Annotated in this window: 12 protein-coding genes; all 12 read left to right on the top strand. The window is 43.2% G+C overall.

The window, feature by feature from the left end; all coding sequences use genetic code 11:
* Positions 1–8: 8 nt before the first annotated feature.
* Positions 9–1,523 (top strand): arabinosylfuranosidase ArfA, encoded by a 1,515-nt coding sequence (gene arfA, locus FPV17_RS09600; RefSeq protein ID WP_144558843.1) that lies wholly within the window; start codon positions 9–11, stop codon positions 1,521–1,523.
* A gap of 74 nt (positions 1,524–1,597) precedes the next feature.
* Positions 1,598–2,860: an extracellular solute-binding protein gene (locus FPV17_RS09605; RefSeq protein ID WP_144558844.1), complete on the top strand. Its 1,263-nt coding sequence runs from the start codon at positions 1,598–1,600 to the stop codon at positions 2,858–2,860.
* Between the two features lie 33 nt (positions 2,861–2,893).
* Positions 2,894–3,775, top strand: coding sequence for a carbohydrate ABC transporter permease (locus tag FPV17_RS09610; RefSeq protein WP_144558845.1), 882 nt, complete (start codon positions 2,894–2,896; stop codon positions 3,773–3,775).
* On the top strand, positions 3,772–4,614 hold the full coding sequence (locus tag FPV17_RS09615; RefSeq protein WP_035394021.1) for a carbohydrate ABC transporter permease: 843 nt from the start codon (positions 3,772–3,774) through the stop codon (positions 4,612–4,614). The genes FPV17_RS09610 and FPV17_RS09615 overlap by 4 nt, the downstream gene beginning before the upstream one ends.
* A gap of 25 nt (positions 4,615–4,639) precedes the next feature.
* Positions 4,640–5,287, top strand: a complete 648-nt coding sequence (locus FPV17_RS09620; RefSeq protein ID WP_144558846.1) for a YesL family protein — start codon at positions 4,640–4,642, stop codon at positions 5,285–5,287.
* On the top strand, positions 5,284–6,741 hold the full coding sequence (locus FPV17_RS09625) for an alpha-N-arabinofuranosidase (protein WP_144558847.1): 1,458 nt from the start codon (positions 5,284–5,286) through the stop codon (positions 6,739–6,741). The genes FPV17_RS09620 and FPV17_RS09625 overlap by 4 nt, the downstream gene beginning before the upstream one ends.
* Positions 6,738–6,974 carry a DUF6171 family protein gene (locus tag FPV17_RS22220; protein ID WP_144558848.1) on the top strand — a complete coding sequence of 79 codons (237 nt, stop codon included), beginning with the start codon at positions 6,738–6,740 and terminating at the stop codon, positions 6,972–6,974. The genes FPV17_RS09625 and FPV17_RS22220 overlap by 4 nt, the downstream gene beginning before the upstream one ends.
* 76 nt (positions 6,975–7,050) lie before the next feature.
* Positions 7,051–7,956 (top strand): ArsR/SmtB family transcription factor, encoded by a 906-nt coding sequence (locus FPV17_RS09635; protein WP_035394167.1) that lies wholly within the window; start codon positions 7,051–7,053, stop codon positions 7,954–7,956.
* Between the two features lie 50 nt (positions 7,957–8,006).
* Positions 8,007–8,900, top strand: coding sequence for a helix-turn-helix domain-containing protein (locus FPV17_RS09640; protein WP_186370773.1), 894 nt, complete (start codon positions 8,007–8,009; stop codon positions 8,898–8,900).
* A gap of 125 nt (positions 8,901–9,025) precedes the next feature.
* The gene (locus tag FPV17_RS09645) at positions 9,026–9,391 is read left to right on the top strand and encodes an HAD hydrolase-like protein (RefSeq protein ID WP_144558850.1); all 366 of its coding nucleotides are present in this window, start codon (positions 9,026–9,028) and stop codon (positions 9,389–9,391) included.
* A complete protein-coding gene (locus tag FPV17_RS09650) occupies positions 9,388–10,575 on the top strand; it encodes a sn-glycerol-1-phosphate dehydrogenase (protein ID WP_144558851.1) in 1,188 nt (395 codons plus the stop codon). Before FPV17_RS09645 ends, FPV17_RS09650 begins: the two co-directional genes overlap by 4 nt.
* The gene (locus FPV17_RS09655) at positions 10,544–11,239 is read left to right on the top strand and encodes an L-ribulose-5-phosphate 4-epimerase (protein WP_035394015.1); all 696 of its coding nucleotides are present in this window, start codon (positions 10,544–10,546) and stop codon (positions 11,237–11,239) included. The genes FPV17_RS09650 and FPV17_RS09655 overlap by 32 nt, the downstream gene beginning before the upstream one ends.
* Positions 11,240–11,245 lie beyond the last annotated feature (6 nt).

The following is an 11,245-nucleotide window of genomic DNA, read 5'->3' on the forward strand; positions in this document are numbered from 1 at the left end:
GAGTGCACATGGGAACGAAAAAAAAAGCAAACATGACAATTGATCCTTCATTTGTTATTGGGGAGATTGATCCGAGAATCTATGGATCCTTTATTGAACACTTAGGTCGAGCTGTATACGGAGGTGTCTATGAACCTGATCATGCTTCTGCAACAAAAGAAGGTTTCCGTCAAGATGTATTGGATTTAGTCAAAGAACTACACGTACCAATTGTTAGATATCCGGGTGGAAATATGGTTTCCGGCTACAATTGGGAGGACGGTGTTGGACCGCTTGAAAATCGGCCAAAAAAGCTTGAGCTTGCTTGGCGTGTGCTTGAGCCGAATTATGTTGGGACGAACGAATTTGCCACTTGGGCAAAACAGGCAAATGCCGAAGTTATGATGGCTGTGAACCTTGGTACGCGGGGCGTCGATGCTGCTCGTAATTTGCTCGAATATTGCAATCATCCTGAAGGAAGTTATTACAGTGATCTTCGCGCAAGTCATGGATATAAGCAACCACATCGTATTAAGACGTGGTGCTTGGGAAATGAAATGGATGGACCTTGGCAAATTGGGCATAAAACAGCAGAGGAGTACGGTAGACTTGCAAATGAAACAGCAAAAGCAATGAGGCTTGTTGACCCGTCGATTGAATTAGTTGCTTGTGGCAGTTCAAATATTGATATGCCGACATTTCCTGAATGGGAGGCAACGACCCTTGAACATACGTACGAAGAAGTTGACTATATTTCTTTGCATCAATATTACGGCAATACATCGAATGATTCAGCAAGTTATTTAGCGAAAACACTTGAGATGGATCGATTTATAGAAACCGTTATTGCTACATGTGATTATATAAAAGCAAAGAAGCGCAGCAAAAAAACGATGTATCTTAGCTTTGATGAATGGAATGTTTGGTATCACTCGCGAGAAGCAGATAGTAAAATGGAACCTTGGTCAATCGCTCCGCCACAGTTGGAAGATGTCTACAACTTTGAAGATGCACTTTTAGTGGGATCGATGTTAATGAGCTTTTTAAAGCGGGCGGATCGAGTCAAAATGGCTTGCTTAGCACAGCTTGTTAATGTCATAGCGCCGATTATGACAGAAAACGGCGGACCGGCATGGCGTCAAACCATTTTTTATCCATACATGCATGTGTCTGTATTTGGAAGAGGCGTGTCGCTGCAGCCAGTTGTACAGACTCCTCATTACGATACAAAAGCGTACACAGATGTGCCGCAGCTTGATACAGCAGTTGTCTATAACGAAGAGAGCGAGCAACTAACCATTTTTGGCTTAAATCGCCATCTAGATGATTCTTTAACGGTGACGATTGATGTTCGTGGATTTGAATCGTATCAGATTAAAGAGCATATTGTTCTTGAAAACAAGGATTTGAAAGCGGTTAATACGAAGAGGAATGAACAAGTTAAGCCGCATTCAAATGGAGATGCAAAAGTTGGAGACGGTAAAGTAACTGCTCATTTTTCTGCGGCTTCGTGGCATGTCATACGTCTAGAAAAAAGATCATAATTAGCAGCTCGTTCGCATTTCTTTATTTGTAAGCGCTATCTTTTTTTAAATGATGAAGAAAAGAGGTCGTTTCAATGAAGCATTCCAAGTACTGGATCGTTGCGGCATGTGCGGTTGCGCTGTTGAGCGGTTGTACACGCTCAGCTGACACAATGGCAGATGGAAGAATAAAGCTCGATTATTGGGTGTTCCTGTCAGGCGGGGATTTGTCCTACATGGAAGCGATTGTTGACGAGTATAACAGCAGTCAAGATGAAGTATATGTTGACATCATTTTGCAGGATTGGGATGACTATTACACCAAGATTGTTACGAGCGTAGCAGCTGATCGTGGACCGGATATTGGCATTTCCCATGCGGCTTCCTTGCCACAGTTAATGAATCAAGGACTGTTGCAGCCGGTTGAGGAGATGATGACGGGAGCTGGGTTAGATTTTAATCGGTTCCCTGAGAATATTCGTGATGCCGTCGAAGTAGAGGATGAGCTCTATGCTGTTCCAATTGATACACACCCATTTATTCTCTATATCAATACAGATTTAGCAGAAGAAGCGGGTTTGCTGAATGAGCAAGGACTGCCTGAGATCGAGTTGACTCCAACGGGATTATCGGATTATTTTGCGGCAGCGAAAGAAGCGCTCCCTGATAAGACCCCATTAGCCATTTCAACAGGAGGTGTCGATACGTATCGGTGGTGGTGGACCGTCTACTTCCAAATGGGTGGAACTCCAATCTTCTCAGATGATTTGCGTGAACCTGAAATTACATTAGATCGAGACATAGCAATTCAAGCTGCGGAATACATTCATAATTTCTTCGGAGATGTTATCCCGATGCATATTGGTGATTTTTATGAAACCTTTCAGGCTGGAAACGCCGTTGGGATGATGACGGGTGTATGGGCAACGGGCATCTGGGAAGCTGCTGATCTAAATTTTACGGCCATGCCAATTCCTCAATCATTTGATGTTGAAGCTGCCCAAGGTGACGCACATACATTGATTGTTCCGATTAAAGAAGAACAATCTTCTGAGCGAAAACAAGCGATTGCTGAATTTATTTCGTTCGTTAGCGATGAAGGGGCTGAGTGGGCGAAGGCAGGTCATATACCCGCTCGAACCGATGTGGTAGAGTCATCTGAATTCCAAGACCAGCCGTTTCGCGCAGATTATGCGGAGGTCGCATCAAAGGTCGTGTTTACAAACAAAACGATTTATCAAAATCCAGCTGAAACAGACATGATTCGTGCGCTAGATGAGATTATGAGCAATCGCCTAACGCCAGAAGCTGGAATTGATCAAATGTTGAAGGCTCTTGCTGTAACGACAAGACAATAAGCTGTGGCAAGTACCCGCTGAGGAGGGCATGAAATGAAAAAGTTAACGTGGAAAGACGATCTCCGTCCCGTTCCGTTTTTGCTTGCTTTCTTTGTTGCTTATGTGCTTTTTACGATTTACCCAATCTTTAAAGGGATGCAGATGAGCTTCTTTAATTGGACGTTAATTGAACAGCAAGAGTTTATTGGGCTGACCCATTACATCAATGTGTTAAGTGATCCGAATTTCTGGGAAGCATTTGGCAACACCTCATTATTCGTTCTGTTGTCAACGCCGACAATGGTCATTCTTGCTTTAGGGCTAGCGCTAATGGCGAATTTAAATACGCGCCTGCAAACGTTTTTTCGGGGCTCCTTCTTTATCCCAAGCATTTTGAGTGTATCGGTTATCTCGTTTGTCGCGATCTTCATGCTTCAGCCATACACCGGCGTTGTGAATAATCTCTTACAGGCCGTCGGTCTTGATGCAGAACCGTTTTGGCTAGCGACCCCTTCACTTGCTTGGGTGAGTATTATCGCAGTCACGCTCTGGTGGACGGTCGGTTTTAATATGATTTTATTTTTAACGGCGCTCCAAGGAATTCCTGATGAACTATATGAAGCTGCTGAAGTTGACGGGGCAACAAGGCAGCAGATGTTTTGGCAGATCACACTGCCACAGCTTCTCCCAATTGGTCGCTTAATCTTACTGCTCCAAGTCCTTGCTTCGTTTAAAGTTTTTGCACAAATTCTTTTAATTACTGATGGAGGGCCCGGGACAACAACACGGCCAATCATCTTGTACATCTATGAAATGGGCTTCCAACGTTATGATTTAGGTTACGCTGCAGCGATGTCTTATCTATTGTTTATGGTGTTGTTGGTGCTGTCTGTTATTCAATTGCGCTTAGGCGGAAAAGAGGGGAGAATGCTATGAGCCAGTCTGTGCTGACAACAAAACGCGATCCGTTTCGCTGGTTAAAGGTGTCTATTGCTTTTCTGTCTGCGCTTGCCTTTTTATTCCCCATCGTCTGGATGTTTTTTGTGTCAATGAAGCCAGAGGGAACGGCAGCAAGCTCAGCCATCGATTGGTTTTTGCCGCCCTATACATTTAGCAACTACGTCAACATCATTGCCGGGAGCGACGTGTTTTTATGGATTTGGAATAGCTTCTTTGTTGGCGCGGTGACGACTTTGCTGACGCTTGTATTAACATCAATGGCGGCATTCGCTTTTTCGAAAATGCGCTTTCGCTATCGAAAAGCACTTTACCTATTCTTTCTTGCTGGGTTAATGGTGCCGGGAGAAGCAATGATCATCCCCCTTTATGAAATAGTCGGATCAATGGGTTTGCTTGATACGTATGCGGGCTTAATTCTTCCTGGTATTGCTGCTCCTCTTGGTGTCATTATCTTAAAGAGCTTCTTTGATGGAGTTCCAAATGAGCTAATTGAAAGTGCTAGGCTAGATGGCTGTAGCGATTTCCGCCTGTATTGGAGTATTGTATTACCCCTTGCAAAAGCTGCGGTGGCGGCGGTAGGAATTTTAACCTTTATCGGTTCATGGAACAATTTTCTCTGGCCATATTTAGCGATTATTTCTGAGGCTCTTTATACGCTGCCAGTCGGTATACCGATGTTTAACTCAAATTATTCAGAAACGTATATATTGCCGATGACTGTAAACGCCATTGCATCACTACCTGTCATTATTGCATTCCTCTTTTTTGAGAAGCAGATTGTAAAAGGGGTAAGTTTCTCGGGAATAAAAGGGTGAAATCAAAGGGAAAGGGTGATGATTTTTGGAGGCTGCTGGTTTAAGAGGAATTGCCTTGCGTATTTGCGACTGGATCGTGCGCTTAGCTTATGTAAATGGTCTTTGGCTTGGTTTTTCCTTACTAGGCGGCGTGGTTTTAGGTTTTTTTCCAGCGCTGCGAGCAATGTTTGTGGTAATGAGGAAATGGTGCATGGATGAAGATGATTTTTCACTTGTTCCTTTGTTCTTCATAGAGTGGAAGCGCTTTTTTTGGCAGGCGAACAAACTTGGCTACACGGTTTTAAGCATAGGAGCTGTTCTTGTTCTCGATTATATGATCGTGATGCAGCTTGCGTTTACTGGTTCTCAAGCAGTAGCGGCATTTCTTATTTTGTGCCTGATTGTGTACGGATTAATGCTGCTGTTTATCGGTCCTGCTTTCGTCCATTACCCTAAGCAATCCCTCTATCCATTTTTGAAAAATGTCATGCTGTACGCCATCGCTTCGCTGTCTTATGCGCTTATAATGGGACTTTTTTTAAGCATAAGTTTGATTTTATTCTTACTGGTTCCACCGGCTGCAGTGTGCTTTGGTGGAAGTCTATTCGCTTGGATTACAACACATGTTAGCTTGCGCGCATTTGAACGTACAAATCAAATAATCGATTCAACGAGAGAGGCTGAAACGATATGACAAACAGTGTCAGAGCTACCATTGATTTAGAGAAAGCTGGATCTAAGATTAATTCAGCCATTTACGGGCATTTTGCTGAACATTTGGGGAGATGTATATACGAAGGGATCTGGGTTGGTGAAGACTCCCTCATTCCGAATAAAAAGGGACTCCGAACGGATGTATTAACAGCGTTGAAAGAGCTGCAAATCCCGGTTTTACGCTGGCCAGGAGGGTGTTTTGCCGATGAGTATCATTGGAAAGATGGCATTGGCCCCCGTGAAAAAAGAAGGAAAATGGTTAATACCCATTGGGGCGGAACGGTGGAAACGAATCAATTTGGCACGCATGAATTTATGTTGTTATGCGAAGAGATTGGAGCAGCCCCGTATATTAATGGAAATGTGGGTAGCGGCGAAGTGCTTGAGATGCAGGAATGGGTGGAATATTTAACTGCTTCAGAGGGAAGTCCGCTGGCAGACCAGCGGGCGAAAAACGGCCGAGCTGAACCGTGGGACCTTCCTTACTTCGGTGTCGGTAATGAAAGCTGGGGTTGTGGTGGTCATATGCGCCCAGAGTATTATGCTGATTTATACAGACGTTATCAAACCTATGTGCGAAAATACGGCGACAAACCCATTTATAAAATTGCCTGTGGTGCAAATGTCGATGATTACAACTGGACGGAGGTTTTAATGAAACAAGCGGCAGCGTTTATGGACGGACTGACTTTACATTATTATACGGTGCCTAGTACATGGCAAAACAAAGGGGCTGCCACAGGGTTCAGTGAACAGGAATGGGATGAGACGATTCAGAAAGCACTGCATATGGACGAATTAATTACAAAACATAGCGCGATAATGGACGAATACGACCCAGAAAAACGTGTTGGTTTAATCGTAGACGAGTGGGGCACTTGGTACGATGTGGAACCTGGAACAAATCCGGGCTTCTTGTTCCAACAAAACAGTATCCGCGATGCGCTTGTTGCAGGTGTGACCTTGAATATTTTTAATCACCATGCAGACCGTGTGCACATGGCTAATTTAGCACAAACAATAAACGTGCTTCAGTCGATTGTTTTGACAGAAGGCGACAAGATGCTTAAAACGCCTACTTACCATGTGTTTGATCTTTATAAAGTCCACCAAGGTGGGAGAGTCTTACCTATTGAGCTAATCGGGGAAGGATTACATCTATCGGCATCTTCTGATCCCTTGGGCAAGACACATATTAGTGTCTGTAATCTCTCCCAATGGGAACCTGTGTCCCTAGAACTAGCCATTAACGGAGAGGCTGATTCAGTTCAGTGGCAAGCAACGATTTTAACCGGTGACAGACGAGATGCTCATAATACGTTTGAGCAGCCTAATCGAGTCAGTCCTAAACCGTTTACAGACTTTAAGATGGAAAATAATCAGCTTATTGCAGCAATGCCACCCATGTCAGTTGCCGTCTTTTCACTTGTATGAGCTGCCATAGATGCCCAGAAAAACTGGGTAAAAGCGAGATCCAGCAGCAAATTGCTGAGCAATTGGCACTTGAAACCAATTTAGTGAGTGAGGAAGTAGCTGTAAGTCGATTAGCCATCTGTGAAAGCTGTGAGCAGTTGATTGACGATAATACATGTGGGTTATGCGGATGTTACATTCATTTTCGAGCAAGGTTGGCAGCAAAAAATTGTCCTGCAAATAAGAGCTGGTAATGGGCTAGGGTTGTTGCGTCTAGCTCCATTCATTATACTTAGACTAATGAGCAGATAGTAGAAAATGGGTGGAGAAATGGAACTAGAATTAGATTTAACAGAACATTCGCTTCCTGTCTATGAAGCGTTAGCAAGCCGAATACGCTTAAATGTATTGCGTCTGCTAGCAGAACGGGCACTGAATATTCGTGAGCTCGCTGAATCACAGCAAGTGAGCAGTGCTATCATGACGAAACATGTGCAAAAACTAGAAAAAGCAGGATTGATTCAAACCGAGCAAGTGCGCGGAAGAGCTGGCATGCAGAAGGTATGCAAACTACGGGTGAAACAAGCAGGAATTCTATTCCCAGAAGGCGCTACCTCTGTCCGTTCTTATCATGAAAGCCATGTATCCGTTGGCCATTTCACTGATTTTCAAGTAGAACCAACGTGTGGACTAGCGACTGGCGAAGCAATTATTGGGGAGTTTGATGAGCCAAGGTATTTCCTTGACCCCATGAGGGTAAATGCAAAAATCTTGTGGTTTTATAAAGGGTTTGTTGAATACAAGCTATCTAACTTTATGCATGCTGGAGAGAAACCAAAAGAATTACAAATCTCATTAGAATTGTCATCAGAAGCGCCTTTTACGAATGAAAACTGGCCGTCTGATATTTCATTTTATTTAAATGAGACAAATCTCGGTCAATGGAGAAGCCCTGGAGATTTTGGCGACCAACCAGGTAAATATACACCCGCATGGTGGCCGCGGACAATTAATCAATATGGCCTATTAAAGGTCATCCGAATTACCGAAGCAGGGACCTTTATTGATGGCAAACAGCTGTCAATCGTGACAATTGATGATGTGGCTATTCGCAACAAAGTATGGACATTTAAAGTGGCGGTAGAGGACGGCGGGAAAATTGGTGGCGTCACTTTATTTGGTTCCTCATTTGGCAACTACAATCAAGACATGGTTTTCCGTTTGTATTATGAGTAATGAGTTGCAGCGGAGGCGCTTTGCCTCCGCTTAAACTGAAAGGAGCACAAATGAGTTTCTATGATAATGACCTAAGAAGCGAACCTTATTATCCAGTTGTTAAATTCTATTACTACAAAGAGTGGAGTCAATTCGAAATGAAGCCTCACGCACATGAAGCAATTGAATTGATGCATGTGCTATCAGGCAGTTGTAAAGTAGAAACAAAGACCGATAGCTACCAGCTTAAAAAAGGACAAATCATTTTCTTAGATGCGAACACAAGTCATCGGCTCAGTGTTCAAGAAAAATGCAGAATGTTCAACATTGAGATATCCTTTCAACAGGGTAGAACAGCTTTTCCTCCGTTTTGCGAGGTTTATAAAGAAAATGAAGCTTTGCGTTTAATGATCGATAATAAGAAACCACATATGCTTCTACACGATTCTGATGATACGTATCAATGCTTACGAAGACTTATTATGGAAGTAGATAAAAAAAGCCAACAAACCGATTTTATGGTGCAACTATTGATATGTGAGTATATTATACGTGTTGCGGGTTTGGCAGAAATTAATTACACAGAAACAGATCAACAATACACGAGTAGGGTCATTTCTTATATCCATCAGAACTATGATAGGGAAGTGAGTGTAGCAGAGATTGCGGATGCGGTTCATCTACACCCTGGATATTTACAGCGCGTCTTTAAAGTATCAACAGGCACATCGATTCATGAATTCCTCGTCTCCTATCGAATGAAGAAAGCAAAAGCAATGCTGGCGGAAACAGACATCAGCATTACGGATATTCCCCATTATATTGGCATGAATTCTCAACAGTATTTCAGTACAACGTTTAAGAAATATGAGCAATGTACGCCTAGTGCATATCGAAAAGCGCATCAATATAACGAAAAATTGAGAAGAAAAAGTGAGGATATTAAACATTCAATTGAAAGATAAGTTCGATTATTGAAAGCGCTTTTATATGGTCGGATGTATGATAAAACCACTTAAACCATCAAATCAATAGTAGCCTGAGGTGTTGAAAATAGACACTCATTAGGAAAATGAGGTGAGGATTCCAAATGCTTAAAGACATTGAAGGCATCCTGTTTGATATCGATGAAACCATCTTTCAGGATGATCGATTGATAGAGATGGTGAAGGAGATAATTGAAGTTGCAACTGGAAGAAAGACTAAATTGGTTGTTGGCAAACCATCTTGCTTTATGGCAGAAGCGACCCTTGATTTTTTGCGAGCGGTTCCAAAAAGCTGTCTCATTGTTGGTGATCGTATAGAATCTAATATTGGATTTGGCCGGTTGCAGGGAATGAAAACAGCGCTTGTCTTAATTTGTAACGCTAGCAATGTAGAAGCCGATCATCTTCCGCAAAGAATCCGCCCTGTTTCTATTCTCGGAAGTATCGCTCAGCTAAGGAGGTACATATGAATTTACGATTACTAGAAGAGCACATTAGTCGGTCAGAAGAAAAGCTTAATCCTTTACCACTTGAAACAATCGTTGTGGAAAAGAATGCATTAAAAAAAGCAGCAGCATTTGTTGCAAGTCGGGTCAAGCAAAGTATTCTGCTTGTTGCTGATAGCCAGACGTACGCGGCAGCAGGAAACCAATTGACTGATTTGCTACAGGAGGAAGCTGTTTTTGTTAATATTCATCTCGTTAAGCCGAATAAAAACGGCGATGTGCTTGCTGATGAACGCTCCTTAATCGATGTTTTTTTAAGCGTTAAAGAAGAAACCGAACTGCTTTTAGCGGTTGGCTCAGGCACAATTCATGATCTTGTTCGCTTTATAAGCGGAAAGACAGGAAAATCATTCATCTCCATTCCTACAGCTCCATCAGTCGATGGCTTCACGTCGCTCGGGGCACCGATTGTTGTGAGAGGGGAGAAAAAGACGTACCAACTTGTGGCTCCAGTTGCTTTGTTTGCTGACATAACTGTATTGCAAAAGGCGCCACCTGCTTTAATTGCCGCAGGTTTTGGGGATATGGTTGGGAAATTTACGTCGCTTTTAGATTGGCACATTGGATCCATTGTGACTAATGAACCGTATTCTGCTTTTGTTGCTGAACGAACAAAAGAAGCGCTCCAAGCTTGTCTTGACCATGTTGAGGAAATTAATACAAAAACAGAAAAGGGCGTACAGCGATTAATGGAGGCTCTGTTACTATCCGGGCTGGCAATGGCTCTTTTTGGTCAATCTCATCCCGCCTCTGGAGCTGAGCATCATCTGTCTCATTATTGGGAAATGAAGGCGTTGGAGAATGAGGAGAAACAGCTATTGCATGGTGCTAAAGTTGGTTTATCAACCTTAGTCATTACTCAATTCTATAAAGAAATCATCAAGCCAGAACTTCACAGTTTAATGGGTGCGGAAGAAGCAAAGCAGATTCGCCAATTAATTGAAGAATTGCCGGACGTGGAATTCATTCAATCACAACTTGAACAAGTAGGCTGGTCTAAGGAGCTTGTGCCTATTCCACAAAGCCTGATTGAGCAGAGCTTAAAGGAAGCTCATCTACTAAGAGATCGTTACACGCTTTTGCGCTTGTACAACGACTACAAGGGAGGAAGAAGCGATGCTTACCGAACTAAAACAGCAAGTATATGATGCGAATATGGCTTTACCAGAGCATGGACTTGTAACGATGACATGGGGGAATGCGAGCGGTATTGATAGAAGTCGAAATATTGTTGCGATTAAGCCTAGTGGACTGGATTATGCAGACATGACTCCAGACGATATGGTGCTCGTCTCGCTTGATGGAGAACGAATAGAAGGTTCTCTCCGCCCCTCCTCCGATCTCCAAACGCATCTGGTCCTATACCGTACTTTTGCTGAAATTGGAGGAATTGTTCACACGCATTCAACTTGGGCGACAGGTTGGGCCCAGGCTGGAAAATCGATTCCTGCTTTTGGTACAACACATGCCGATTATTTTTACGGTGACATTCCTTGCACAAGAGAAATGAAAGAAGCAGAAATCCGCGGCAGCTATGAGCGGGAAACGGGAAACGTAATTGCGGAAACGTTCGAATTAGGAAACCCGCTGCAGATGCCAGCCGTGCTTGTTCACGGGCATGCTCCTTTTACATGGGGACGTACTCCGAAAGAAGCCGTTTATCATGCGGTTGTCTTGGAAGAGGTAGCGAAAATGGCTTCTAATACGATCGGCTTAAACCCTCAAGCATCTGGAATTTCACAAACGCTACTCGATCGTCATTACTTGCGTAAGCATGGAGAACACGCCTATTACGGTCAAGAAGGGAAGTGATATGGA

It is taken from the genome of Shouchella miscanthi (genome assembly GCF_007725405.1).
Classification (GTDB): Bacteria; Bacillota; Bacilli; order Bacillales; family Bacillaceae_D; genus Shouchella; species Shouchella hunanensis.

Bases quoted from the DNA above. Each gene is read 5' to 3' on its own strand.
- arfA (WP_144558843.1), top strand. From the start codon at position 9: ATGGGAACGAAAAAAAAAGCAAACATGACAATTGATCCTTCATTTGTT.
- FPV17_RS09605 (WP_144558844.1), top strand. From the start codon at position 1,598: ATGAAGCATTCCAAGTACTGGATCGTTGCGGCATGTGCGGTTGCGCTG.
- FPV17_RS09610 (WP_144558845.1), top strand. From the start codon at position 2,894: ATGAAAAAGTTAACGTGGAAAGACGATCTCCGTCCCGTTCCGTTTTTG.
- FPV17_RS09615 (WP_035394021.1), top strand. From the start codon at position 3,772: ATGAGCCAGTCTGTGCTGACAACAAAACGCGATCCGTTTCGCTGGTTA.
- FPV17_RS09625 (WP_144558847.1), top strand. From the start codon at position 5,284: ATGACAAACAGTGTCAGAGCTACCATTGATTTAGAGAAAGCTGGATCT.
- FPV17_RS22220 (WP_144558848.1), top strand. From the start codon at position 6,738: ATGAGCTGCCATAGATGCCCAGAAAAACTGGGTAAAAGCGAGATCCAG.
- FPV17_RS09635 (WP_035394167.1), top strand. From the start codon at position 7,051: ATGGAACTAGAATTAGATTTAACAGAACATTCGCTTCCTGTCTATGAA.
- FPV17_RS09640 (WP_186370773.1), top strand. From the start codon at position 8,007: ATGAGTTTCTATGATAATGACCTAAGAAGCGAACCTTATTATCCAGTT.
- FPV17_RS09645 (WP_144558850.1), top strand. From the start codon at position 9,026: ATGCTTAAAGACATTGAAGGCATCCTGTTTGATATCGATGAAACCATC.
- FPV17_RS09650 (WP_144558851.1), top strand. From the start codon at position 9,388: ATGAATTTACGATTACTAGAAGAGCACATTAGTCGGTCAGAAGAAAAG.
- FPV17_RS09655 (WP_035394015.1), top strand. From the start codon at position 10,544: ATGCTTACCGAACTAAAACAGCAAGTATATGATGCGAATATGGCTTTA.